Annotated in this window: 23 protein-coding genes and 1 tRNA gene; 9 read left to right on the top strand and 15 right to left on the bottom strand. The window is 70.0% G+C overall.

Going from position 1 to position 22,761, the window contains the following annotated elements:
- Positions 1 to 3 precede the first annotated feature (3 nt).
- Both pdeM and B3D50_RS12360 read right to left on the bottom strand, forming a co-directional pair.
- Positions 4 to 747, bottom strand: a complete 744-nt coding sequence (pdeM, locus tag B3D50_RS12365) for a ligase-associated DNA damage response endonuclease PdeM (RefSeq protein WP_286951542.1) — start codon at positions 745 to 747, stop codon at positions 4 to 6.
- Positions 748 to 913: 166 nt separating this feature from the next.
- The gene (locus B3D50_RS12360) at positions 914 to 3,544 is read right to left on the bottom strand and encodes a ligase-associated DNA damage response DEXH box helicase (RefSeq protein ID WP_286951541.1); all 2,631 of its coding nucleotides are present in this window, start codon (positions 3,542 to 3,544) and stop codon (positions 914 to 916) included.
- A gap of 52 nt (positions 3,545 to 3,596) precedes the next feature.
- Here B3D50_RS12360 and B3D50_RS12355 point away from each other — a divergent pair, with 52 nt between their 5' ends.
- Both B3D50_RS12355 and ybaK read left to right on the top strand, forming a co-directional pair.
- Positions 3,597 to 6,452 (top strand): ATP-dependent DNA helicase, encoded by a 2,856-nt coding sequence (locus B3D50_RS12355; RefSeq protein ID WP_409516106.1) that lies wholly within the window; start codon positions 3,597 to 3,599, stop codon positions 6,450 to 6,452.
- A gap of 2 nt (positions 6,453 to 6,454) precedes the next feature.
- Positions 6,455 to 6,928, top strand: coding sequence for a Cys-tRNA(Pro) deacylase (gene ybaK / locus B3D50_RS12350; RefSeq protein WP_286951539.1), 474 nt, complete (start codon positions 6,455 to 6,457; stop codon positions 6,926 to 6,928).
- A gap of 5 nt (positions 6,929 to 6,933) precedes the next feature.
- Here the strand turns inward: ybaK and B3D50_RS12345 are convergent, their stop codons facing one another.
- Positions 6,934 to 7,368, bottom strand: a complete 435-nt coding sequence (locus B3D50_RS12345) for a VOC family protein (protein ID WP_286951538.1) — start codon at positions 7,366 to 7,368, stop codon at positions 6,934 to 6,936.
- Between the two features lie 102 nt (positions 7,369 to 7,470).
- Here B3D50_RS12345 and B3D50_RS12340 point away from each other — a divergent pair, with 102 nt between their 5' ends.
- Genes B3D50_RS12340 through hisC form a run of 3 tightly spaced genes read left to right on the top strand, consistent with a single transcriptional unit; the run spans position 7,471 to position 10,367 of the window.
- The gene (locus B3D50_RS12340; protein WP_286951537.1) at positions 7,471 to 8,529 is read left to right on the top strand and encodes a DUF2125 domain-containing protein; all 1,059 of its coding nucleotides are present in this window, start codon (positions 7,471 to 7,473) and stop codon (positions 8,527 to 8,529) included.
- Positions 8,529 to 9,221 carry a hypothetical protein gene (locus B3D50_RS12335; RefSeq protein WP_286951536.1) on the top strand — a complete coding sequence of 231 codons (693 nt, stop codon included), beginning with the start codon at positions 8,529 to 8,531 and terminating at the stop codon, positions 9,219 to 9,221. Before B3D50_RS12340 ends, B3D50_RS12335 begins: the two co-directional genes overlap by 1 nt.
- Positions 9,222 to 9,251: 30 nt before the next feature.
- Positions 9,252 to 10,367, top strand: coding sequence for a histidinol-phosphate transaminase (gene hisC, locus B3D50_RS12330; RefSeq protein ID WP_286951535.1), 1,116 nt, complete (start codon positions 9,252 to 9,254; stop codon positions 10,365 to 10,367).
- 64 nt (positions 10,368 to 10,431) lie between these two features.
- On the opposite strand, the gene B3D50_RS12325 is transcribed toward hisC, so the two are convergent.
- From B3D50_RS12325 to B3D50_RS12305, 5 genes are read right to left on the bottom strand one after another with little or no spacing between them, the layout of a single operon-like run.
- Complete coding sequence (locus B3D50_RS12325; RefSeq protein WP_286951533.1) at positions 10,432 to 11,238, bottom strand: MipA/OmpV family protein; 807 nt, start codon at positions 11,236 to 11,238, stop codon at positions 10,432 to 10,434.
- 51 nt (positions 11,239 to 11,289) lie between these two features.
- Entirely contained in the window at positions 11,290 to 12,003 is a 714-nt protein-coding gene (locus B3D50_RS12320; RefSeq protein ID WP_286951531.1) for a lysophospholipid acyltransferase family protein, read from the bottom strand.
- Positions 12,000 to 12,650, bottom strand: coding sequence for a YdcF family protein (locus B3D50_RS12315; protein WP_286951530.1), 651 nt, complete (start codon positions 12,648 to 12,650; stop codon positions 12,000 to 12,002). Before B3D50_RS12315 ends, B3D50_RS12320 begins: the two co-directional genes overlap by 4 nt.
- 10 nt (positions 12,651 to 12,660) lie before the next feature.
- Complete coding sequence (locus B3D50_RS12310; RefSeq protein WP_286951529.1) at positions 12,661 to 13,542, bottom strand: cell division protein FtsX; 882 nt, start codon at positions 13,540 to 13,542, stop codon at positions 12,661 to 12,663.
- Positions 13,539 to 14,270: a cell division ATP-binding protein FtsE gene (locus B3D50_RS12305; RefSeq protein ID WP_286951528.1), complete on the bottom strand. Its 732-nt coding sequence runs from the start codon at positions 14,268 to 14,270 to the stop codon at positions 13,539 to 13,541. The genes B3D50_RS12310 and B3D50_RS12305 overlap by 4 nt, the downstream gene beginning before the upstream one ends.
- A 69-nt stretch (positions 14,271 to 14,339) precedes the next feature.
- Between B3D50_RS12305 and B3D50_RS12300 the strand changes: the two genes are divergently transcribed.
- Complete coding sequence (locus tag B3D50_RS12300; protein ID WP_286951526.1) at positions 14,340 to 15,137, top strand: DUF3426 domain-containing protein; 798 nt, start codon at positions 14,340 to 14,342, stop codon at positions 15,135 to 15,137.
- A gap of 68 nt (positions 15,138 to 15,205) precedes the next feature.
- Entirely contained in the window at positions 15,206 to 15,745 is a 540-nt protein-coding gene (locus tag B3D50_RS12295; protein WP_046652372.1) for a phosphoribosyltransferase, read from the top strand.
- Between the two features lie 3 nt (positions 15,746 to 15,748).
- Here B3D50_RS12295 and lysA read toward each other — a convergent pair whose 3' ends face one another.
- Genes lysA through argH form a run of 3 tightly spaced genes read right to left on the bottom strand, consistent with a single transcriptional unit; the run spans position 15,749 to position 18,726 of the window.
- Positions 15,749 to 17,023, bottom strand: a complete 1,275-nt coding sequence (lysA, locus tag B3D50_RS12290; RefSeq protein WP_286951524.1) for a diaminopimelate decarboxylase — start codon at positions 17,021 to 17,023, stop codon at positions 15,749 to 15,751.
- Between the two features lie 36 nt (positions 17,024 to 17,059).
- Entirely contained in the window at positions 17,060 to 17,311 is a 252-nt protein-coding gene (gene lptM, locus B3D50_RS12285; protein ID WP_223850705.1) for an LPS translocon maturation chaperone LptM, read from the bottom strand.
- Positions 17,308 to 18,726, bottom strand: coding sequence for an argininosuccinate lyase (argH, locus tag B3D50_RS12280; RefSeq protein ID WP_286951523.1), 1,419 nt, complete (start codon positions 18,724 to 18,726; stop codon positions 17,308 to 17,310). Before argH ends, lptM begins: the two co-directional genes overlap by 4 nt.
- Between argH and B3D50_RS12275 the strand changes: the two genes are divergently transcribed.
- On the top strand, positions 18,725 to 19,363 hold the full coding sequence (locus B3D50_RS12275) for a TlpA family protein disulfide reductase (protein WP_286951521.1): 639 nt from the start codon (positions 18,725 to 18,727) through the stop codon (positions 19,361 to 19,363). The two genes, argH and B3D50_RS12275, sit on opposite strands and share 2 nt — an antisense overlap.
- 53 nt (positions 19,364 to 19,416) lie before the next feature.
- Here the strand turns inward: B3D50_RS12275 and B3D50_RS12270 are convergent, their stop codons facing one another.
- Positions 19,417 to 19,722 carry a hypothetical protein gene (locus B3D50_RS12270; RefSeq protein ID WP_269296913.1) on the bottom strand — a complete coding sequence of 102 codons (306 nt, stop codon included), beginning with the start codon at positions 19,720 to 19,722 and terminating at the stop codon, positions 19,417 to 19,419.
- 70 nt (positions 19,723 to 19,792) lie between these two features.
- Complete coding sequence (locus tag B3D50_RS12265; protein ID WP_286951518.1) at positions 19,793 to 21,079, bottom strand: hypothetical protein; 1,287 nt, start codon at positions 21,077 to 21,079, stop codon at positions 19,793 to 19,795.
- A gap of 137 nt (positions 21,080 to 21,216) precedes the next feature.
- Here B3D50_RS12265 and B3D50_RS12260 point away from each other — a divergent pair.
- Positions 21,217 to 21,293 (top strand) — tRNA-Arg (locus B3D50_RS12260).
- On the opposite strand, the gene B3D50_RS12255 is transcribed toward B3D50_RS12260, so the two are convergent.
- A complete protein-coding gene (locus B3D50_RS12255; RefSeq protein ID WP_286951516.1) occupies positions 21,264 to 22,118 on the bottom strand; it encodes a hypothetical protein in 855 nt (284 codons plus the stop codon). The two genes, B3D50_RS12260 and B3D50_RS12255, sit on opposite strands and share 30 nt — an antisense overlap.
- A 108-nt stretch (positions 22,119 to 22,226) precedes the next feature.
- The gene (locus tag B3D50_RS12250; RefSeq protein WP_286951515.1) at positions 22,227 to 22,748 is read right to left on the bottom strand and encodes a hypothetical protein; all 522 of its coding nucleotides are present in this window, start codon (positions 22,746 to 22,748) and stop codon (positions 22,227 to 22,229) included.
- Between the last annotated feature and the right edge of the window lie 13 nt (positions 22,749 to 22,761).

Genomic DNA, 22,761 nt, shown 5'->3' with positions numbered 1-22,761 from the left:
TGGTCAGCTCAGGCGGTCGAAGGCGACGGCGTGAACCTTGTCCCGCCCCAGCAGGGCGGTCAGCGGCGGGCTAGGAAACAGGCCTGCGATCGCGGGATCGCGCACGTCCAGCCCGCCGGTGAAGGCGCCGAAGGCGGGCAGGATCAGCCGCCGCCCGTCGGTGACGAAGCAGGGGCGGCGCACGCCCCGGCCATAGGCGGCGACGCGGGCGGCGGGATGCAGATGGCCCGCGATCTCGCCCGGCGTAGGCTCGGCCTGCGGCTCATGGATCAGGAACAGGCCGCCCAGCGCCAGGGTCTCGACCACCCGGCCGGGCAGGCGCTTGAAGGGATTGGCCAGCGCGCCGGCCAAGGCGTCCAGGTCGTGATTGCCCTCCAGCCAGATCCAGTCGCGCCCGGCGGCCAGGGTTTCCAGCCGCGTCAGCTGAGCGCCGTCCATGCGCGACACCGCCTTTGAATCGTGGAAGCTGTCGCCCAGCAGGACGACCGTGCGCGGATCCAGCGCCTCGATCTCGGCCTCGAGCCTGGCCAGGGTCGCGGGGCTGTCATAGGGCGGCAGCATCTGCCCGCGCGCCGCAAAGGCCGAGCCCTTCTCCAGATGCAGGTCCGAGGCGATCAGGGTCTTATGCGTCGGCAACCACAGGGCGCCGGAGCAGCGCAGCACGCAAGGCTCGCCGTTGACCGTCAGCTTCAGCCCGCCACATGGATGGCGGAACGGGGATAGGGCCGCGCGCAAGGCTGCGTTCATCGCCCTTCTCCCCTTGGAGGAGAAGGTGGCTCGCGCAGCGAGACGGATGAGGGGGCTGCAGGCCTCGCCCTCATCGTCTGACATGTAGCTCGCTGAAACAGCCCCCTCATCCGAGCGGCTCCGCCGCCCACCTTCTCCCACGAGGGGAGAAGGAAGCATGATCGCATCACGCCGCCCCCTTCAGCGCCTCGGGCGCGTCTTCCATGACCTCGGCGATCAGGGCCTCGGCGCTTTCGTCCAGGATCATCTCGGCGGCGTCTCCCCCGACCCGCTCGCGCCCGATCTGCACCAGAACCGGCACGCTGAAGGGCGAGGGCCGGTCGAGCACCTTGTGCACGATGCGGCCGTGGATGCGGCTCAGCAGCTGGCCCAGCCGCGCCACGTCCAGCAGGCCCGTCGCCGCATCCGCCCGCGCCGTCCTCAGCAGCAGGTGGTCCGGCTGATGCCGCCGCAGCACGTCGTAGATCAGGTCGGTCGAAAACGTCACCTGCCGCCCGGTCTTCTCCGCCCCCGGCTGGCGTTGTTCGATCAGGCCGGAAATCAGCGCGCAGTTGCGGAACGACCGCTTCATCATGAAGCTTTCCTCCAGCCAGGCCTCTAGATCGTCGCCCAGCATGTCCGGCTCGAACAGGGCGTCCAGATCGAGGCCGTCCATCGGTCGGATCGACCAGATGGCCAGAGAATAGTCCGTCACCACAAAGCCCAGAGGCCCGACGCCCATCCGGTCCAGCCGCCGCGTCAGCAGCATGGCCAGGGTCGTGTGCGCCAGCCGCCCCTCGAACGGATAGGCGACCATGAAATGCCGCGTCCCGCGCGGAAAGGTTTCGACCAGCAGGGTCTGCGACTCCGGGATGGCGCTGCGGACCGCCTGAAGTTCCAGCCACTCCTGCACGTCGGGCGGCAGGACGCGCCAGTGGTCGCGGTCCTGCACCATGCGCCGCACCCGCTCGGCCAATGATGTGCCCAGCGGAAATTTCGAGCCGCCGTAGGAGGGGATCTTCGGGTCTTTATCGACGGCGGGCGAGACGAGGGCGTCCGTCTTCACCATGCCCTGAAAAGCCCACACCTGACCGGCGAAGACGAAGGTGTCGCCCGGCGTCATCTGCTCGAAATACCACTCTTCGGCCTCGCCGATCTTGCGTCCCGAGACCAGATGCTTGCCGCCCGCACGCCGCCCGGCGACGCGCACGTTCAGATTGGCGGCCGAGACGATGGCCCCGACGTTCATCCGGTGCCGCTGGGCCATCTGGGCGTTGCGCACCGTCCACTTGCCGTCGCGGGTGCGCACGATGCGGGCGAAGCGGTCATAGGTCCGCAGCGCATAGCCGCCTGTGGCGACCAGATCGACCACCTCCTCGAAGGCCTCATAGGTCAGGCTGCGATAGGACCCCGCGCTCGTCACCTCGGCGAACAGCTCGGCCAGGTCGAAGGGTTCGGAACAGGCGCAGCCCATGACGTGCTGGGCCAGGGTGTCCAGCGTGCCGGTATGCTCCGGCTCCCAGTCGAAGGCGTTTTCGGCCACGGCCTCCCGCGCGGCCTGGCACTCCAGCATCTCGAAGCGGCTGGCGGGGACCATCAAGGCGCGCGAGGGCTCGTCCAGCCGGTGGTTGGCCCGACCGATGCGCTGGACCAGGCGACTGGCCCCCTTGGGCGCGGCCAACTGGATCACCAGATCGACGTCGCCCCAGTCGATGCCCAGGTCCAGCGTCGAGGTGCACACCACGGCCTTGAGGTCGCCGCGCGCCATGGCCGTCTCGACCTTGCGTCTCTGCTCGGCGGCCAGCGAGCCGTGGTGCAGGGCGATCGGCAGATCGTCCTCATTGATCGCCCATAGCGACTGAAACACGAACTCGGCCTGCCAGCGGGTGTTGACGAAGATTAGGCTGAGGCCCGCGCGCTTGATGGCGTCATAGACCTCGGGGATGGCGTGGACGCCGGTGTGGCCGGCCCAGGGCACGCGGCCTTCGCTGACCAGCACATCCACCACCGGCGGCGCGCCGGGATCGCCGAGAACGACGCGAATCCCTTCTCCCCTTGTGGGAGAAGGTGGGCCCGAAGGGCTCGGATGAGGGGTGTCTCCGGCGCGGTGGGGAGGGGGCTCGGCAACGTCGCGAGACCCCTCATCCGTCAGGCCCCGCCTGCCACCTTCTCCCACAAGGGGAGAAGGAGAGAGCCAGTCGGCGATCTTTTGCGGATCGTCCACCGTCGCGCTTAAGGCCACCCGCCGCATCCCCGGCGCGAACCTCTGCAACCGCGCCAGCCCCAGCGCCAGCAGGTCGCCGCGCTTGCCGCTCCAGATGGCGTGCACCTCGTCCAGCACCACGCATTTCAGGTCGGCGAAATAGTCTCTCGCTCCTTCCCAGGCGCAGAACAGGGCCAACTGCTCCGGAGTGGTCAGCAGGATATCGGGCGGGAAGTCGCGTTGGCGCTGCTTCTTCGACTGTTTGGTGTCGCCGGTGCGGCTTTCGGCGTGGATGTTCAGCCCGATCTCGCGGATGGGTCTCATCAGGTTGCGCTCGACGTCGGTGGTCAGGGCCTTCAGCGGCGACAGATAGAGGGTGTGAACGCCCGATCCCGGCCCCGTCTGCGGCCTCGGTCCCCGTTCGGCCAGATCGATCAGGCTGGGCAGGAAGCCCGCCAGCGTCTTGCCCCCGCCCGTCGGCGCCACCAGCAGGGCGTGCTGCCCGGCCTGCGCCGCCGCCACCATCTCCAACTGATGCCGACGCGGCGACCAGCCCCGACCGGCGAACCAGTCGGCGAACAGGGGCGGAAGCGTTGCAGTGATCGGCGGCGTCACGACAGGCCTATAGCATGTTCCCGTTCCGTTTCGTCACCTCTGGCGCTATCTAATGAGGGTGACTGTCGAATCCGCCGAGATCAGCACCGCGTCGTCCCTGACGTTCGACCTGCCGCCTGCGCTGGCCACACCGCCGGGGGCCGGCGCCGTGTGCGACGATCAGGGCGCGCGCAAGATCGGACGCGGCGCCGCCGAGGGCCTGTTCGCCGGCGGGGACGTCATCGTCGCCCACGCCGGGCTGACGGCGCGGCGTCTGGGTCTGGCGCCGCCGCCCCGCTCTCCCGAAATGCTGGATGCGCTCGAACTGTTCGCCTTCGTGCGCCCGGCGCGGTTCTGCGCCCCGTCGGCCACCGGGCTGGCGCTGGCGCTGGGGCGCGAGGAGCCGAGAGGGGCGGAGGCGCAGGCCGCCGCCCTGCGCGCCGCGGCCGCCGACCTGCTGGCCGAACTGGCCGCGCCCGCCTATCCGGGGCGGGAGGAAGCCTACACCCTGGCCCTGACGCTGGAGAGGGCGGGATGGGGCTGGGCGCCGCGCGTGCTTCAGGCCCTGCGCGCCGGGCCGTTGCGGAGCCGCCAGCAGCGCGGCTCGGGCCTCGACGTCTGGGCGCGGCTTCAGGAGTGGGAGGATGAGGCCCCGCGCGGCGAGGCCGGGTCGTCCGCCGTCGATTCCGAGAGCGCCCGCATCCGTCTGGACAAGCTGCTTCAGGCCTCGGGTCTGGACGAGACGCGGCCCGCCCAGTCCGACTATGCGGCCGAGGCCGCCTACGCCTTCTCGCCCCGCAATGAAGAGGGGCGCCCGCGCGTCCTCCTGGCCGAGGCGGGAACCGGCACGGGCAAGACCCTGGGCTATCTGGCGCCCGCCAGCCTGTGGGCCGAGCGCAACGCAGGCGCAGCGTGGATCTCGACCTACACCCGCGCCCTGCAACGCCAGATCGACCGCGAGAGCCGCGCCCTGTGGCCCGATGAGGCCGAGCGGCGGCGAAAGACTGTGGTGCGCAAGGGACGCGAGAACTACCTCTGCCTGCTGAACCTGCAGGACATGGTGCAGGCGGCGCAGCTGGGGAACGGCGACCTGATCGGCATGGCGCTGGCCGCGCGCTGGGCCGCCCATACCCGCGACGGCGACATGACCGGGGGCGACTATCCCGGCTGGCTGTCCGGCCTCTATGCGACCGCCCCCATGCATCAGGCGGGCCCGGCCAATCTGGTCGACCGGCGCGGCGAGTGCGTCCACGCCGCCTGCCCCCACTATCGCCTGTGTTTCGTCGAAAAGACCATCCGCGCCAGCCGCCGCGCCGATCTGGTGGTGGCCAACCATGCGCTGGTGATGACGCAGGCGGCCTTCGACGGCGCGCGAACCGCGCGGGGGCTGAAGCAGGACGGCGAGACGGCGGCGCTGAAACGCATCGTCTTCGACGAGGGCCACCACCTGTTCGACGCCGCCGACAGCGCCTTCTCCGCCTGCCTGTCGGGGCAGGAGGCGGCCGAGCTGCGCCGCTGGATACGCGGGCCGGAGGGGCGCGGCCGTCGCGGGCGCGGGCTGGAACAGCGTCTGGGCGACCTGACCGCCGACAACGAAGCCGCCGCCAAGGCCCTGAAGGACGCGCTGCAGGCCGCCGCCCAGCTTCCCGGCGAAGGGGTGTCAGGCCGTATCGCCCCGGCGTCGGGCGAGGTGAACCCCATCGGGCCGATCGAGCGGTTTCTGGTCGCGGCGCTGGAGCAGTTGCGCGCCCGGGCGGCCGAGAACGGCGGCGCCGAGTTCGGACTGGAGTGCGCCCTGCGCCCCGTCACCGAGCCGGTGCTGGAGGCTGCGCGCGAGGCCGCCCGCGCCATCGCCGCGGTCGAGGCGCCCCTGCTGGCCCTGTCGCGCCATCTCGAAGACATTCTGGACGAGGAGGCGGCCGAACTGGACGGCGCCGCCCGCGCCCGCATCGAGGGGTCACTGCGCGGACTGGACCGGCGCGCGCGCATGACCCTGCCCGGCTGGCGCTCCATGCTGGCGGCGCTGGAGGAGGGCGGCGACGAACCCGATCCTGACTATGTCGACTGGCTAAGCGCCGAGGCCGCCTTCGGCCGTATCCACGACGTGGCCCTGCGTCGCCACTGGATCGACCCGACCGTGCCGCTGGAAGCCGCCGTGGTCATGCCGTCGCACGGGGTGCTGGTGACCAGCGCCACCCTGTCCGACCCGGCGGCGGAAGACCCTTTCGACCTGGCCCGCCTGCGGACCGGCGCCGCGCGCCTGATCGAACCGGCGCGGACGCTGAAGGTCGACAGCCCGTTCGACTATGCGACCAACAGCCGGGTCATCGTCGTCAATGATCTGGTCAAGGACGACCCGCGCCAGATCGCGGCGGCCATGCGCGAACTGTTCCTGGCGGCGGGCGGCGGAGGCTTGGGCCTGTTCACCGCCATCCGGCGGCTGAAGGCGGTCTATGAGCGGCTGGGGCCGGAACTGGCGCGGGCGGGCCTGCCCCTTTACGCCCAGCACGTCGATCCGCTGGAGGTCGGGGCCCTGGTCGACGTCTTCCGGGCCGAGCGGGACAGCTGCCTGCTGGGCACCGATGCGGTCAGGGACGGGGTGGACGTGCCGGGGCGGTCCCTTCGCGTTCTGGCCTTCGACCGGGTGCCGTGGCCGCGCCCGGACCTGCTGCACAAGGCGCGGCGCGAGCGGTTCGGCACGGGCTCGGGCGGGCGTTCGTGGGACGACGCCCTGGCGCGCGGGCGCATCGCCCAGGCGTTCGGCCGCCTGATCCGTCGGGCCGACGACCGGGGCGTCTTCGTCATGCTGGACGCCGCCTGCCCGACCCGCCTGTTCGCCGCCCTGCCGCCGGGGACGGAGGTGCTGCGTCTGGGGCTGGCCGAGACGGTGGAGTTGACCAAGGGCTTCCTGGCGGAGCAGACCGGCTGACCATGTCGCGCACCACTCCCGCCACTGTCGCCCTGACCAGGGCCGGCGTCGCTTTCGAACTGCATCCCTACGATTACGACCCCGATGCGCCGCGCGTGGGCCTTCAGGCGGCCGAGGCCCTGGGTTGGGCGCCCGAGCAGGTGTTCAAGACACTGATGACCTTGGTCGACGCCAAGCCCGTCTGCGTCGTCGTGCCGTCCGACTGCGAGGTCAGCATGAAGAAGCTGGCCGCCGCAGCCGGGGGCAAGTCGGCCCAGATGATGAAGCCCGCCGACGCCGAGCGTCTGACCGGCTTCAAGGTCGGCGGCGTCAGTCCCTTCGGCCAGAGGAAGGCCGTCCCGACCTTCATCGACGAGACGGCGATCCTGTTCGATCGGGTGCTGATCAACGGCGGCCAGCGCGGCCTGCTGCTGGAGCTGGCGCCGGACGAGGCGGCGCGCGCCTGTGCGGCGACCTGGGCGGACCTAACCGCCTGATCGGCCTAGCTCTCGAACGTCACGACCACGCTGTCGGCGGAACGCTCGGCCTCGCCGTGGAACACCGCCTCGATGTTGTTGCCGTCCGGGTCCAGCAGGAAGGCGGCGTAGTAGCCGGGGTGATAGGGCCGCTCGCCCGGCGCGCCGTTGTCGGTTCCGCCCGCCGCCAGGCCCGCCTTGTGGAAGGCCTCGACCATGGCGCGATCCTTGGCCTGGAAGGCCAGGTGGCAACGGCCGGTCGGACGCCCCGCCGCCGCTATGCTGTCCACCGCCGACACGAACAGTTCGTCGGCCCAGAAGAAGCGTTCGGCCTCGCCGGCGATCGGCACGCCAAGGGCCTCCAGCACCGCGCCGTAGAAGCGACGACTGGCCTCAAGGTCCGGCGTCACCAGTTGCAGATGGTCGATCAGCCGACCGCGATGAAGCTGTTGCGTCTCCATGGTCCTCGTCTCCTGTCAGATTGCGATTCGAACGGACGGCAACCTGGCCTGTTCCTGCTGACAGGACGTGTCAGCAGCCGCGCATCCTGCTAAAGCGCGCTCATGACCGACGCCGCACCGCATCACAGCCGCAAGGGGCTGATCATCCCCTTCGTCATCGTCGCCGTGGGCCTGGTCCTGTGGACCGGCTGGTGGTTCTTCCTGACCCAGCAGATCGAGCGCCGCATGGAGACCAAGATCGCCGGACTGAAGGAGAGCGGCTGGACCATCAAGCACGCCGGAATCGCCACCACCGGCTGGCCCATGCACGCGCGGGTGACGATCAAGCACCTGGATGTCGTCGCTCCGTCCGGCCATGCGATCGCGACGCCCGAGATGATCGCCCAGGCCAACGCCTACAACCCCACGCGCTGGGTGCTGGCGGCGCCCGACGGCCTGACCGTCACGCGCGGCGAAAAGGGCAAGACCGCCATTCGCGCCGAGGGCATCCGCATGAGCGTGCACGGCCTGACCCAGCGGTGGCCCAATGTGGCTTTGGAGCTGGAGAAGCCGGTCTTCACCGCCCTGCCGGAGGCCGAGCCCTTTCCGCTGAAACAGGCGGCGCTGGTGCAGTTCTATATGCGGCCGCATCTGGTCGGCTCGGACACGCCGACGGATGATGTCGACGTGCTGTTCCGTCTGGTCGACGGCGAGGGCCGCGCGAACGGCCCGGTCGAGGGCTTCACCCAGTCGGGGATGCTGAACGCCCAGATCGAGGCGGTGATCGAAAAGGCCTCGGCCCTGCGCAAGGGGGCGGACGCCAAGGGGCTGCTGACCGCCTGGACGGCGGCGGGCGGACGCTTCATCGATGTGAAGGGCCAGCTTCAGGCGGGCGAGAGCAAGGCCTTCGTCTCCAGCGACGCCCTGTCGGCGGACGCCAAGGGGCAGCTGGAGGGTCAGGTCTTCGTGCGCGCCGAGAAGCCGCTGGCGGCCATCGTCGGCCTGGCGGGCGCCCAGCAGGGCGGTTCGCTGGACCGCGCCGCCGCCGCCAAGGCCGCCGCCGCCACGCCTCAAGGCGGGACCGGCGACGACGGCCAGGGCGTGGAGCTGGCCATCCTGTTCCGCGGCGGCCGCACCTATCTGGGGCCGTTCGCCCTGGCGCCTGCGCCGCAGCTGTTCTGATGCTGACGGAGCCGCCCGTCGACGAAGCGCGCCTGTCGCTGGAGCGGGCCGTGGCCGAGGCCGTCCGCGCCCGACTGGCGGCGGGGCCGCGCGGCTCGGTCGACGGCGACGCCATCGCCCTGCGCGCCGTTCTGTCGGGAACGAGCCTGTTGGAAAAAGCGGCGGTGCGCGCCGTGCTAGGGCGGCTGGAAGCGGCGGACGGGCGGCCCTTGATCGCCAGCGGAGCGCTGTCGTCGGTGCTGGCGGCCGATCGCTGGGGGCTGGCGGCGCGGCCGATGGTCGAGGCGGATCAGGCCCTGATCGCCGTGCGCGACGGGGTGGCGCAAAAGACGCGGGCCCTGATCGATCTGTCGGCGCGGCCGTGGTGGGGGCGGCTGCTGGCCCTGCCCATGCTGAAGGTGATCGCCGCCCTGCCGGATGACGCCGCCGGGACGCCGCGCGCCCTGATGGTCGGAACCGAGACGCCGGGGCCGACGGGCGACGACCGCACCTTCTGGGTCACGGACAGCGGCTGGCGGGATGCGCGCATCGTCGAGGCCCTGGGCCAGGCCGGTCTGGCGGCCGAATTTCTGTCGGGCGGAGGCGGGTTGAAGCTGTTCGTTCTGACGGGCTATGTGCAGGCGGAAGACATCAGGCTGGACGGCGCGCCCGGCGGCCTGACCGGCGTCATCGGCGCCGCTCCCGTCTTTTGAACATTGCGGCCGGCAGGGGATGACGCGCGCATGACCGAAGCGAAACAGGTGCCGTCCGGCGGCGCGCCTCAACCCAAGCGCGGCGTGATGGATATCGCCCCCTATGTCGGCGGCAAGAGCGCCATCGCCGGCGTAGCCAAGCCGATCAAGCTGTCCTCCAACGAAAACGCTTTGGGCGCAGGCGAAAAGGCGCGCGAGGCCTTCGCCGCCGCCGTGTCCTCGATCCACCTCTATCCCGACGGCCGGGCCGACCGTCTGCGCGCCGCCGTCGCCGAGGCGCACGGGCTGGAGCCGGAACGGCTGATCTTCGGCAACGGCTCGGACGAGGTCTTCGCCCTGCTGAACCAGACCTATCTGGAGGCCGGGGACAACATCGTCACCAGCCAGTACGCCTTCGTCGCCTATCAGATTTCCGCCCGCGCCTGTCAGGCCGAGGTCAGACTGGCGGCCGAACCGGATTTCCGCGCCGACGTCGACGCCATGCTGGCCCTGGTCGATGCGCGAACCAAGCTGGTCTATCTGTCGAACCCGGCCAATCCGACGGGCAGCTACGCCACGGGCGAGGAGATCCGCCGCCTGCACACGGGCCTGCCGCCGCATGTCATCCTGGTGATCGACGAAGCCTACGCCGAGTTTGTGACCGAGCCGGATTGGGAAAGCGCTTTTGATCTGGCGCGCACGGCGGCCAACGTCGTCGTCACCCGCACCTTCTCCAAGCTGCACGGTCTGGGCGGTCTGCGCGTCGGATTCGGCTATGCGCCGCTGGCGGTCGAGCAGGCCATCGACCGCATCCGCCTGCCGTTCAACGTCTCCGTGCCGGGGATCGAGGCGGCCATCGCCGCCCTGGCCGACGAGGCGCACCAGAAGGCCTCGCGCGATCTGGTGGCCGAGTGGCGGCCGCGCCTGATCCAGGCCATGCGCGGCTTCGGGTTTGAGGTGCTGCCCGCTTCGGGCAACTTCATCCTGATCCGCTTCCCGGATGCGAAGCGCCCGGCCTCGGCGGCGCAGGACTATCTGCAGTCCCAGGGGATCATCGTGCGCGGCGTGGCCAGCTACGGCCTGCCGGACTGCCTGCGGGTGACGGTCGGGACGGCGGATCAGAACCGCGCCGTCCTCGACGCCCTCAGCGAGTTCGCGGCGCGCTGACGCGTTAGAACTTAAGCGGACCATTGATCTGGATCGGGATGGATTATTCCCGATCGATAATGGTCTAGTCCCCGCTGTTGAAGCGCACCACGCCGATCACACCGGCGCGCCAGATGTAGTCGTCCTCGATCAGGGGGCTGTCCTTGATGTCGCCCAGGCGCTGTTCGTAGTTGACGAAGGCGCCCATGCCGTAGCGATCGCCGATCGGGATGGCCAGCAGGGCCGCCGCCCCCGCCGCCGACAGTCCGCCTGAGGGTTCGAAGGCGGTCAAGCCGCTGCTCGCCGCCTCGGCGGCGCTGACGCCGTAATAGCGCTGAACCCGCTCGTCGCTGGCGCCGCGCATATAGGCCATGGTCTGCAGCAGGCCGACGCGAGTCACGCGCTGGTGGCTGATGGAGCCGTAGTATTCCATTCCGGCGTCGTCGCCGGTGGCGTCATGCTGGATACGGCCGCCGACGACGATATTCCCCGGCAGCCGTTTGAAGGCGTAGAGCGCCGCGTCGGCGCCCAGGTCCGGGCGATCCATGCCGTCGATGTCGCCTGCGGCGAAACGCGGACGCAACTGCACCCCCGCGTGGAAGCCGTCGCGCTTGACCGCATTCCAGCCCAGGCCGTCCAGACCGTTGGCGTAGACGATGTCGCGATAGGAGGCCGAGCCCCAGGCGGTGAAGTTGGCCTCGTCACTGTTGCTGCCGGTGGCGCTGAAGCCGCGCACGACGCCGCCGCCGACATCGACCTTCCACGTCTGAGGAGCCTCAGCCGGGATGAACGGCTGCGACTGCGCCATGGCTGAGATAGGCAGGGCCGAGACTGGCAGGACTGAGAGGCCCGCCGCCAGCAGCGCGAGGCGGAGGGGGCTGTGTGCGGTCATGAACGAGTCCCAGGTCAACAGCTGATGATATAGGGTCTCGCTCTCCAAAGCTTAGGTTTTGGGCGGCAACAAGGCGGTTGAGGCCGTTTCGATCCGGCTTTCCAATTCCGCCATGAAGGCGGCGCGCTTCAGCCCGGCCGGGATCGGCGGCAGGAACTCGAAAACGACCGTGCCCGGATAGCGTTTGAAGCCGTGAGCCGGCCAATGCACGCCCGAGTTGGTGGCGACGGGCCAGCAGGGCGCGTCCACGTCGCGATAGATGGCGGCGACGCCGGGTTTGTAGTCCGCCGGTTCGCCCGGCGTCGTGCGGGTGCCCTCGGGGAAGATCAGGATCTGACGGCCCTCGGCCAGACGCGCGCGGGTCTGGCGCACCATGTCCTTCAGCGCCTTGGCGTGGGCGGCGCGGTCGATGGCGATCATCTTCGTCTTCCAAGCGAACCAGCCGAAGAAGGGCAGGGGCATCAGCTCCTTCTTCATCACGAAACAGGCGTCGTCCAGGAAGGCGAACGGGGCGATGACGTCCAGCATGCCCTGGTGCTTGGCGGCGATCAGGGCCGGGCCGGTCGGGCGATGCTCCAGCCCGCGCACCTCGACCTTGACCCCGGCGATCCAACGCAGGCCGAACAGGACGAAGCGCGCCCACAGCTTGATCACCGCAATGGCGACGCCGTGCGGCATCAGCAGCGCCGGCGACAGGCCGATGGCGAACAGCGGCATCGACAGGTAGAGCCACAGGGTGAAGATCAGGGATCGGACAGTCGTCATGCGGCGGCCTTGCTCGGTTCGGAGGCGTCGGCCTCGGCGGTCGAGCCGGGGCGTTCGGGGTGACGGCCGGTCAGGCGGTGCATACCCTCGCGGCCCAGCACGGCCAAGTATTTCATGTATTCCAGCGTCATGCGCCGCGCTGTCTCGGTCGCGCGCCACCATCCGGCGTTGTCCAGCGACGGGGTGGAGACGGCGTAGGGCGTCAGCCGCACGCCCGGCGCGGCGCCGCGGATCTCCAGCAGGCTGCGCGGCATATGATAGTCGGAGGTGACGACGATCAGGTCGTCATAGCCCTTGGATCGCGCCCAGGCGGCGATCTCCTGGGCGTTGCCGACGGTGTTCTCGGCCTCGAAACCCAGGTCGACGCAGCAGTTGAACAGCTTGCTGGAGCCCGGCGTCAGGGCGCGCAGCTCCTGGCGGCGGACCTCACGGTTGACGCCCGAGATCAGCAGCCGGTCGCCCTTGCCCTGCTCCAGCAGGCGGATGGCGGCGTTGACGCGCTCGGCCGAGGGCCCGGTCAGGGAGACGATGGCGTCGGCGCGCGCCGGTTCGGGCGCAGGCGTGAAGCCGCGCACCCGCTCGGCGAAGACGAACAGGCCCGTCAGCCACATCAGCGCCACCACGGCGATCAGCGTCAGGAACTTCATAGGAGACTAACTAGCTACGCTGGCCCAGCTTCGCCAGCGCCGTGAGGCGGGCGGCCAGGACGGCGACGGCGCCCGCCAGCAAGGGGCAGGCGATCAGCACCAGCAGATCGACCCAGGCCAGCGGCAGGGCCGGGGTCAGCCCGCCTTCGCCGCCGATTAGGCGCAGCCCGGCCAGCATCAGCGCCGCCAGGCCCGCGCCCGCCGCGCCCGCGGTCGCGGCCAGCAGGCCGAAACGTTTCTGGAACAGGGTGGCGACGGCGCTGTCCGAGGCGCCGTTCAGGCTCAGCGTCTCGATCACCGCCGCCTGGGCCGCCATGCCCGCGCGCGTGGCGTAGGCGATGGCCGCCGCCGTCGCCGCCGCGATCAGCAGGAAGGCTGCCCCGGCCAGGGCGGTGATCAGGCCCGCCGACCGCTCGACCTCGCCGCGCCACAGGCTGTGGTCGTCCACGGTGGCGTCCAGCCCGGCCTCGGCCAGGGCGCGGCTCAGGCTGGGGGCGCTGGCGGGCGCTTTCGGGTCCAGGTGGACAATGACCAGATAGGGCAGGGGCAGGTCGGGCAGGGCCGCCTCGCCGACCCAGGGGCGCAGCAGGGCCTCGGCGGCCTTGCGGTCCATCGCCTGGGCCTCGGCCACGCCGTCGACGCCAGCCAGGGTCTCGGCGGCGCGGGCGGCGGCGGCCGGGCCGGTCTCGTCGACGCGCGGGCGCACCTGCACGGTCGCTTCGGCCCGCAGTTGCCGCGCCCAGCCGTGCGCGGCCCGGTCGGCGGCCAGGGCGCCCACGGCGGCGATCGAGGCCAGGAAACACAGCACGGCGATGACCACGACCAGCCAGCGTTCGCCGCCCGCCTCGCGCGGGAGCAGCTCGGGTTGGGCGCTGCGGAAGCGGCCGATCATGCGAGGCCCTCCGGTGCGGCGGCGGCGATCTGCTCCAGCCGTCCGCCTTCCAGCCGCAGCACGGCCGCGCCGCTGCGCTCGGCCAGGGCCTCGTCGTGACTGGCGATCAGGACGGTGGCGCCCAGTTTGTTCAGCGACTGGAACAGCCGCATCAGCTTCTCGCCCATCGGCCGGTCGACGCTGCCGGTCGGTTCGTCAGCCAGAATCAGGCGCGGGCGCGCGACCACGGCGCGGGCGATGGCGAGGCGCTGCTTTTCGCCGCCGGACAGGGTTGGCGGCAGGGCGTCCAGCCGCGCGCCTAGGCCGACCCAGCGCAGCATCTCCTGCACGTCGGCGGCGTATTCGGCCGGTCGCTCGCCCGCCAGGCGCAGCGGCAGGGCCGCGTTGTCGAAGGCCGACAGATGGTCCAGCAGGCGGAAGTCCTGGAAGATGACGCCCATGCGGCGGCGAAGCGCGGGAATCTCACGGCGAGGCAGTTGGGTCACATCCTGGCCGAACAGACTGATTCGCCCCGCCTGCGGTCGCGCGGCCAGGGTCAGCAGCCGCAGCAGCGAGGACTTGCCCGCGCCCGAGGGTCCGGTAAGGAAGTGGAAAGAGCCGTTTGGCAGTGTAAGGTTAACGTCCCGCAGCACGGCGGGCCTGTCCGCATAACCGAAGCCCACGCCCCTGAGGCGGACGGCGTCAGGCGCGGAGTCAGGGTCGGCGGCGCGGCGGATCGGATCGGGCATCGAGTTTCGTATTGGACCGGGGCGTTGCGCCGCGACAGGAGGGGGCGATAAGCCTCGCAGTCAGCTGACATGATACTGACCTGCCCCGCCTGCGCCACTAGCTATTTCGTTTCCGACGAGGCGATCGGCCCGAACGGCCGTCGCGTGCGCTGCAAGGCGTGCGGCCACGACTGGCGCGCGACCCTGGAAGACGCCCCTCTGGAACTGGAGCCGGCCGCCGCTCCGGCCGCTGAGGCCGAGGCCGCGCCGCACTATGACACCTTCGCCGAGACCCCGGCGCCGGAACTGCCCCGCGCCTTCCGCGCCAAGGCCGAGCGCAAGCGTCGCGTGCGCCAGGCAGCGGCGGCGGGGGCGGCCTGGGCGGCGGCGGCGGCGGTGGTGTTGGGCCTGCTGACCGGCGGCGTCCTGTTCCGCGAGGAGATCGCCCGCGCCTTTCCCCCGGCGGCGGGGGTCTACAAGTCGCTGGGCCTGGACGTGAACACCGTCGGGCTGGAGGTCGAGGCGCTGCGGGGCCGCACCACGCCGCATGATCCCGGCCGCACCCTGGTGTCAGGCGCGCTGCGCAACATTCGCGACATCGAAGTCGTCCCGCCGCCGCTGGTCGTGGTCCTCAAGGACGCCAAGGGCGCCACGGTGACGCGCCGCGTCGTGCGCCTGGACGGACCGCCCATCCTGCCGGGGCAGGTTCAGGGCTTCGCCGTGGTCATTCCTGATCCACAGGGGCGGGTGGCGGGATTGAGCGTCGACTATCTCCTTGAGGACGCGCCCAGGCCTGCCGCCCAGGCGTCCTCCAAGTCGACCTCCGCGCCGCGCGCAAAGACCTCGGACGACAGCGCCGTGCGGGAAGACGGCGGTCTGCGCCGCTGAGCGGTCTCGACCTGGGTCCAGCCGCTTCGCCTCTCGACACCGCCCCCGTCCAGGCGGTATCGCCGGGCATGGCTGACATCCAAGCGACCCCCGCCCCCACGGTTCTTCTGTCCCAGGCCGAGATCGAGGCCGTCGTGGCCGATCTGGCGCGCCGCATCGCCCCCCATGTCGACGATGAGACGGTGGCCGCCGTCCTTCTGACCGGCGGGCTGTGGTTCGCCGCTGACCTGACCCGCGCCCTGGCGCGCGAGGGCCGCAACGTCCGCTTCGACGCCCTGTGGCTGGCCTCCTACGGCGACGAGCAGACCAGCCGGGGCAGGATCGAGGTCCGCGCCCCCTATCAGCGCTCGCTCGACGGGCGGAAGGTGCTGATCCTGGACGATGTCTTCGACACCGGCCTGTCCCTGGCCGAGGCGGTGCGGATCACCAAGGAAGCGGGCGCGGCCGAGGTGCTGACCTGCGTCTTCGCCCGCAAGCCCTGGCCCAAGCCCCGTGCGCCTGAGCCCGACTTCGTCGGCTGGGAGGCGCCGAACCGCTTCCTGGTCGGCTACGGCCTGGACCACGCGGGCGGCATGCGCGGCCTGCCCGACATCTGCGCTCTGGACTGAGGCTTAAAGCCAGTCGGCCATCGGCTCGCGGGCGAACATTTGCTCATAGGTCGGGCGCGGACGGATGACGGCGTAGCGTTCGCCGTCGACCAGAACCTCGGCGGCCAGGGGGCGGGTGTTGTATTCGCCGCTCATCACCGCGCCATAGGCGCCGGCGCTCATGAAGACGACGAGGTCGCCCGCCTTCAGCGGCGGCAGGTCGCGGTCGCGGGCGAAGGTGTCGCCGGTCTCGCAGACGGGGCCGACGACGTCGTAGGGTAGGGCTTCGCCCGGCGTCGGCCGCACCGGCTTCAGGTCGTGGAAGGCGTCGTAGAGGGCCGGACGCATCAGGTCGTTCATCGCCGCGTCCAGCACCAGGAAACGGCGGCCGTCGGTGCGTTCATTGACCTGGATGACGCGGCTGAGCAGGACGCCGGCGTTGGCGGCCATCAGGCGACCGGGCTCGAAGGCGGCCTCGACGTTCAGTCCGTCCAGCACGCGCGCGGCCATGGCCACATAGTCGGCCGGAGAGGGCGTCGCCGCATCGCCATAATAGGGCACGCCCAGGCCGCCGCCGAGATCGAGCCGGGTGACGCTGTGTCCCTGGGCGCGCAGCTCTTCCGTCATCTGGCGCAGCACGCGGAAAGCGGCTTCCAGCGGGGCCAGATCGGTGATCTGGCTGCCGATGTGGCAGGCCAGACCCACGGGGGTGACGTGAGGCGAGTTTGATGCGCGGGCGTAGAGGGCCATCGCCTCTTCCACCGGCACGCCGAACTTGTCGCCCGCGCCGCCGGTGGTGATCTTGGCGTGGCCGCCCGCGCCGATCTTGGGGTTCACGCGGATGGCGATGGCGGGCGCCGCGCCCTTGTCGGCCGCGACGGCGATCAGACGGTCCAGTTCGGCCGAGGACTCCACATTGATCTGGCGCACGTCGACGTCGATGGCGAAGGCCAGTTCGGCGTCGGTCTTGCCCACGCCCGAGAAGATGATGCGCTCGCCCGGAACGCCCGCCGCCAGGGCACGGCGGATCTCGCCCTCGGACACGGTGTCGGCGCCGCAGCCGAGTTTCGCCAGCGTGGCCAGCACCGACAGGTTGGAGTTGGCCTTGACCGCGAAGGCGATCAGGGCCTCGCCCAGCGCACCCTTATGCGCGTCGCAGGCCTCGCGCAGCAGGCTGTAGTGACGGCGCAGCGTGGCCGAGGAATAGACGTAGGTCGGCGTGCCGACCGTCTCCGCCAGCGCCTCCAGCGAGACGCCCTCGGCGTGCAGGACGCCGTCCTTGAGATCGAAATGGTGCACCGGCGGGGAGTCCAGTCAGAAGGTCGGAGCGAAGGCTCAGTTCATCGGCGGCGGCTTGCCGAACGGGTCGGACGTGCCGTTGTCGATGGGCATCTGGCGCGGCGGCAGGTTCTGCATCGCCGGTTCCGGCAGGTGAGCGGCCGACTTGTCGCGGATGGCGCGCTCGGTCTGCTTCTTCGGCGTGGCGCCTTGCGGCGGTTCGAGGTCGGCCATGCGGCCGCAAGCCGAGAGCAGAAGGGCGGCGGCGCCCGCCAGGATCAGGGTCTTCTTCACAGACGTCTTCGTCACAGGCGGCTTCTCCAGTCGGCGATGCGCGCGCGGACCTGCTCCGGCGCCGTGCCGCCGAAGCTCTGGCGGCTGGCGCAGGAGGCTTCGGGCGTCAGCACTTCATACACGCCTTCGGTGATCCGGCCATCCAGGGCCTGCAATTCAGTCAGCGGCAATTCGCCCAGACCCAGGCCCAGGGCCTCGGCCCGCTTCACGGCGGCGCCGGTGACATGGTGCGCCTGGCGGAAGGGCAGGTTCAGCTCGCGCACCAGCCAGTCGGCCAGGTCGGTGGCGGTCGAGAAGCCCGCGCCCGCAGCGGCGGTCATCTTCTTGGTGTTGGGGCGGATCACGGCGACCATGGCGGTCATGGCCGTCAGCGCCAGATCGAGCGCATCGAACGCCTCGAACACCGGCGGCTTGTCCTCCTGCATGTCCTTGGAATAGGCCAGCGGCAGGCCCTTCATCACCGTGGTCAGGGCGATCAGGGCGCCGTTGATGCGACCCGTCTTGGCGCGCACCAGTTCGGCGGCGTCCGGGTTGCGCTTCTGCGGCATGATGGACGAGCCGGTGGTCAGGTCGTCGGGCAGGGTGGCGAAACCGAACATGGGCGTCATCCACACCACGATCTCTTCGGCCAGACGCGACAGGTGGCCCGCCGCGATCGAGGCGGCAGCCAGGCTTTCCAGCGCGAAGTCGCGGTCCGACACGGCGTCGAGGCTGTTGGCCATCGGGCGGTCGAAGCCCAGCGCCTGCGCCGTCATGTGGCGGTCGATGGGGAAGGGCGACCCGGCTAGCGCCGCGGCGCCCAGCGGGTTCTCGTTCATGCGGACGCGGGCGTCATGGAAGCGCCCGGCGTCGCGGCCGAACATCTCGACATAGGCCATCAGGTGGTGGCCGAAGGTCACCGGCTGGGCCGTCTGCAGGTGAGTGAAGCCCGGCATCAGGTCGCCCGCGTGCTGTTCCGCCCGGTCCAGCAGCGTGCGTTGCAGATCTTTCAGTTGCGCCACGGTGCGGTCGCAGGCGTCGCGCACCCACAGGCGGAAGTCCGTCGCCACCTGATCATTGCGGCTGCGCGCCGTGTGCAGGCGCCCCGACGGCTCGCCGATCAGTTCCGACAGGCGCGCCTCGACGTTCATGTGAATGTCTTCATAGGCGTCGCGGAAGGGGAAGGAGCCGTCCCGGATCTCGCCCTCGATGACGTCCAGACCGCCCAGGATGGCCTCGGCGTCGGCCGGCTGGATGATGCCCTGCTGGGCCAGCATGCGACAATGGGCCCGCGATCCGGCCAGATCCTGCGCCCACAGGCGTTTGTCGACGCCGATGGAGACGTTGATCGCCTGCATGATGTCGGCGGGCTTGGCGCTGAAGCGTCCGCCCCATAGAGACTGGCCCTGAGCGGGGACATCTTGCTGTGGTTTGGAAGGCGTATCGGACATGAGCGGCTCTGGGCGGACTTGGGCGGGCGTGGCGACGTTCGCGGCGATCGGCGTGATCGGCGTGGGCGCGGCGCTGCTATACGTCAATCAGAAGGGCGGAAGCAAAGAGTCCGCACCTGCCGCAGCCGAGACTGTCGACCCGCAGTTGGCGGCCTTCGCCAAGGGATCGCTGGCGGCGCTTCAGACGCCCGCCTCTCAAGACGCCTTTCAGGCGGTGTCCGCCTATGTGTTCAAGAACGCCGACGGCGGCGACGTCCGCCTGGCCGACTTCGCGGGCAAGGTGACGGTGGTGAACCTGTGGGCCACCTGGTGCGCGCCCTGCAAGATTGAGATGCCGACCCTGGCGGCCCTGGCCGACCACTACAAGGCGCGCGAGGATTTCGCCGTCGTCACCGTCAGCATGGATGTGGAGAAGACGGCGGGCGAGGCGCGGGCCTTCATCGCCGAGAACGCGCCGCTGGAATTCTACATCGACCCGAAATTCCAGCTGGCCTTCGAGTTTCCGGGCAAGGGCGCCATGCCCCAGACCATTCTGCTGGATCGTCAGGGCCGGGTGCGCGCCGTCCTGACCGGCGAGGCCGATTGGGCCAGCGCCGAGGCCAAAGCCCTGGTCGATCACCTGCTGGCGGAGGCTTAAGCCGACGAAGGCCCTCCCTCCTGCAGGCGAAGGGAGGGCGTCAGGTTGATGTCCTAGTTCTTGGCCGGGACGCGGGTGTCCGTGGCCGGATCGACGGCGCCGGGGCGGCCCTCGGCGGCGGCCTCGGCCTGTTTGTCTTCCAGCTTGTCGGCGACCTTGCCCGCGCCTTCTTCTACCGCTTGCGCGGCCTTCATGGCGCCGGACTCGACGACTTCGCCCGTCTGGGCGGCGACGTCTGCGGCCTTGTCGCCGGCGGCTTCGGCGTTGGCCTCGGCCTTCTGTTGTTCGGCCTGGGTGCAGGCGGCGGCGCCGAGCGCCAGGACCGAGGCGGCGGCGATGGTCAGGATACGAATACGCATGGGTGAAAGCCCCTCTGAGATTTGAACCTTGGCCTTAACGCCCCTGGCCCGCCGCGGGTTGCGCGCCGCCTCAGTCCAGATCGACCGGCAGCGTCTGGCTGGCCAGCAGCCGTTCCGTCGTCTTCCAGTGGTCCGGCCCCTGCCGCTCAACCCAGGCCTGCACCATGTCCCGGCCCAGGCCGTAGTTGACGACATAGGAGCGGTAGGTCTCGATGAAGCTCAGCCGCTGCGCCGCCCGGTCGCGCGCGACGAGGTTGTATTTCTGCAGCTGGTCCAGAGCCGTCTCGCGGTCGATCCGCCCGGCCAGATAGTCGTCGGCCACTGTATACTCCGCCCGCGCCAGTTCGCGCGTCAGGGCCAGAAGCTGCGTCTGGGCCTCGGCCGTGGCCGGGTCCAGCCCCGCCAGCGGATACAGCACGCGCGCCTCGAACTCGGTGCGCTCATGGCCGGGGAAGGCTAGGTCGATGCCGTAGTTGGCGCTGCCCTCGGCGATGAAGGACATGGGGCTGAACAGGGGGTAGACGCTCATCTCGACCCAGCCCTTGTCCTTGACGAAGGTCTGCTCCAGCAGGGCGTTGTAGACGTGGTGGCCGGGATAGCCTTCGTGGCAGCCCAGATCGACCGCCCGGTCGATGTAGATGGGCAGGTCGGTGTTGACCTGGATCAGGCTGAAGGCGCCGCCCTTGAACCAGTTGTAGCCCGACCACGGCTTGTCGTTGACGAACTCCAGCGTGAAGGTCTCGCCGGCGGGCAGGGTGATGTGGCGCTGGGTGCGCGCCTTGCACTCGGCGATGGCCGCGCGCATCACCGTATCCAGCCGGTCCTTGGGGACGACGTAGCGGGCGCGGAAGGCGGCGACCCGCTCGGCCAGCGGCCCTTCGCCGGGGACCAGGGCGTCGATGCGCGCCAGAACCGGATCATAGGACGACAGCGGCCGCAATTCCGGCCGCACCCCGAACAGGGCCTCGGCCTCGTCGGCGAACCCCAGATTCTCGCCCTGCAGCATCCGCAGCCGCGCCGAGGCCGCCGAGACATGAGCCAGCAGATAGGCGCGGCGCTGGCGGCGTTGGTCGTCCAGTCCCTGTTCAGACAGTGCTTCAAGGCGTCGGGTCAGGGCGGCCGCGCCTTCGGCCAACTGTGGCAGGGCGCGCGGATTGGCCTTGGCCGCCTCGGCCCATTCGGCCGGGCCGTAATAGGCGTCGACATAGCCCGGCTCGCGCTCGCCGATCTCCAGCGTCAGGGCGACATAGTCGCGGGCTACGGCGTCCAGGCTGTCGGCCGTCGGCTTCGGCGATGCGGCGCAGGCGGCCAGCAGGACGGCGGCGCCCGCCAGGGCGGCGATGGTGGTGACGCGCATGGATGCTCCCTCTCTTCAACCGGCACGCTAGGCCGTCGCGCGCCATGCGCCAAGAAGGGACGTCGCGGCGAGATTCAGGGATTGAGGCGATCCGGCCCATGCTGTAAGCACCGCCGTCCGGCCTTCGCGCCGCGCACGCACCCGTAGCTCAGCTGGATAGAGTGCTGCCCTCCGAAGGCAGAGGTCACAGGTTCGAATCCTGTCGGGTGCGCCATTCTCGAACAGAAGTGTCGAATTTCATGAAATCCGACTCCTGTTTCGCCCAACTGACTCGGGTTGCGCTTCTGCCTATTCGATCACCGGCATGCCCTTGAAAATCGCTGGCGACGGCGGCGGACCATCCGTCCAGTGCCAGGTCTCGCGGGTGCGCATCAGCTCCTGCGTGACCTGGGCTGGGACGGCCGGGATGTCGACCGGCGTCGGGGCGTAGGTGCCCGACGGCGCCAGGTTCAATCGGAACCGGTGCGGGAAGCCGCCGAGCCGCACTTCGATCACCATGTCGCGGACCATGCCGTCTGGGATGACGATCTGTTCGGCCAAGATCGCGCCGCCATGCGCCGTGCCAGGATCGATGGTCGTCGTCTCCAGCATTGGTCCGTCCCAGGGTGGAGATGGTCTGGCGCAGACGTCGCTGGATGTGGTCATGCGACGCCTGCAACTGCCCCGAGGCGCTGCGGTAGGCGATGTCGTGGCGGCGCGGATGGTCCTCCATCTCTTGGAGAGTCAGGAAGTACTCCACCGCCGCGTCGGCCCAGGCCAGGTTCATCTCGCGCTGGGCGGTTGTGCGCGCGGTGTGGCGCAGATAGTCGAAGCCCTGAACGCCGTAGGGCTGCCCGTCCAGATAGAGACGAATGTCTTCCGATCCGATGTTGATCGGATAGCCCGAGGTGTTGAATGCGGCGACTGAGAAGTAGAACTTCTGGGTGTCGTTGTACCTGACCGGCAACAGCATGATCGCGCCGGACGGACCGTTCGACACCATCAGGGCGTTGCCGCGCGAGAAGCGAACGCCCACGCCGTGATCGGCGGTGGGGATCATCCGCACCTCCTGTGGCGGCGTGGTGGCGCAGGCAGCCAGAGCGACCATGGCGGCGGCGATCGCAGCCTTAGGAAACATCGACTTTATCCCCACGATCGTCCCCCTCCGTCAGAACTGAACCGGCGTGCCGGCGATGCGGCCGCAGAACTGGTTCCAGGCGCCTTCGAAGTAGGCGGCGTTCAATTCCTCGCCGCCGTCGATCAAGGCCGAGGCGTCGCCTGCGCGATCCACGCCGGCCTCGAACCGTTGAAAGCCCGACATGCCGCCATAGGCGTTTCGGCCATTCACCTCACCGCAGAACATGGTCGAGCCGTTGGAGTGCTCGATTCGGCGTACATTCCGGAACTGGGCTGACGACGGATCGCGCAGTTTGTTCGTGACCGCCTGACGCGCGGCTGTGCGAATACGCGTCGGCGTCCAGTTCACGGGCGGCGTGCGGGCGCGCTGCGCTTCTACGCAGGCCGCGTAGGCGCCGCTGGCGATGTTCCGCATCCGCGCCATGACTGCATTAGGGCTGCCGGGCGGGTAGCCGCCATTCGTCGAGCAGGCGTCGGCTTGCGCAGATGCGGGCCCTGCGGCGGTCAAACTCAACGTCAGCATGGCTCCAGCCAGCAGAATGCCCTTGGTCACGATATGCCTCCCT

This window comes from Brevundimonas sp. UBA7507 (assembly GCF_002478355.1).
Classification (GTDB): Bacteria; Pseudomonadota; Alphaproteobacteria; order Caulobacterales; family Caulobacteraceae; genus Brevundimonas; species Brevundimonas diminuta_D.
Note: the sequence above shows the minus strand (reverse complement) of the source record. Positions and strands in the feature narration are given on the sequence as shown.

What these genes read in the sequence shown, in the direction of transcription:
- pdeM (WP_286951542.1), bottom strand. Translation starts at nt 747, where the DNA reads ATGAACGCAGCCTTGCGCGCGGCCCTATCCCCGTTCCGCCATCCATGT.
- B3D50_RS12355 (WP_409516106.1), top strand. Translation starts at nt 3,597, where the DNA reads ATGAGGGTGACTGTCGAATCCGCCGAGATCAGCACCGCGTCGTCCCTG.
- ybaK (WP_286951539.1), top strand. Translation starts at nt 6,455, where the DNA reads ATGTCGCGCACCACTCCCGCCACTGTCGCCCTGACCAGGGCCGGCGTC.
- B3D50_RS12345 (WP_286951538.1), bottom strand. Translation starts at nt 7,368, where the DNA reads ATGGAGACGCAACAGCTTCATCGCGGTCGGCTGATCGACCATCTGCAA.
- B3D50_RS12340 (WP_286951537.1), top strand. Translation starts at nt 7,471, where the DNA reads ATGACCGACGCCGCACCGCATCACAGCCGCAAGGGGCTGATCATCCCC.
- B3D50_RS12335 (WP_286951536.1), top strand. Translation starts at nt 8,529, where the DNA reads ATGCTGACGGAGCCGCCCGTCGACGAAGCGCGCCTGTCGCTGGAGCGG.
- hisC (WP_286951535.1), top strand. Translation starts at nt 9,252, where the DNA reads ATGACCGAAGCGAAACAGGTGCCGTCCGGCGGCGCGCCTCAACCCAAG.
- B3D50_RS12325 (WP_286951533.1), bottom strand. Translation starts at nt 11,238, where the DNA reads ATGACCGCACACAGCCCCCTCCGCCTCGCGCTGCTGGCGGCGGGCCTC.
- B3D50_RS12320 (WP_286951531.1), bottom strand. Translation starts at nt 12,003, where the DNA reads ATGACGACTGTCCGATCCCTGATCTTCACCCTGTGGCTCTACCTGTCG.
- B3D50_RS12315 (WP_286951530.1), bottom strand. Translation starts at nt 12,650, where the DNA reads ATGAAGTTCCTGACGCTGATCGCCGTGGTGGCGCTGATGTGGCTGACG.
- B3D50_RS12310 (WP_286951529.1), bottom strand. Translation starts at nt 13,542, where the DNA reads ATGATCGGCCGCTTCCGCAGCGCCCAACCCGAGCTGCTCCCGCGCGAG.
- B3D50_RS12305 (WP_286951528.1), bottom strand. Translation starts at nt 14,270, where the DNA reads ATGCCCGATCCGATCCGCCGCGCCGCCGACCCTGACTCCGCGCCTGAC.
- B3D50_RS12300 (WP_286951526.1), top strand. Translation starts at nt 14,340, where the DNA reads ATGATACTGACCTGCCCCGCCTGCGCCACTAGCTATTTCGTTTCCGAC.
- B3D50_RS12295 (WP_046652372.1), top strand. Translation starts at nt 15,206, where the DNA reads ATGGCTGACATCCAAGCGACCCCCGCCCCCACGGTTCTTCTGTCCCAG.
- B3D50_RS12275 (WP_286951521.1), top strand. Translation starts at nt 18,725, where the DNA reads ATGAGCGGCTCTGGGCGGACTTGGGCGGGCGTGGCGACGTTCGCGGCG.
- argH (WP_286951523.1), bottom strand. Translation starts at nt 18,726, where the DNA reads ATGTCCGATACGCCTTCCAAACCACAGCAAGATGTCCCCGCTCAGGGC.
- B3D50_RS12270 (WP_269296913.1), bottom strand. Translation starts at nt 19,722, where the DNA reads ATGCGTATTCGTATCCTGACCATCGCCGCCGCCTCGGTCCTGGCGCTC.
- B3D50_RS12265 (WP_286951518.1), bottom strand. Translation starts at nt 21,079, where the DNA reads ATGCGCGTCACCACCATCGCCGCCCTGGCGGGCGCCGCCGTCCTGCTG.
- B3D50_RS12255 (WP_286951516.1), bottom strand. Translation starts at nt 22,118, where the DNA reads ATGATCCCCACCGCCGATCACGGCGTGGGCGTTCGCTTCTCGCGCGGC.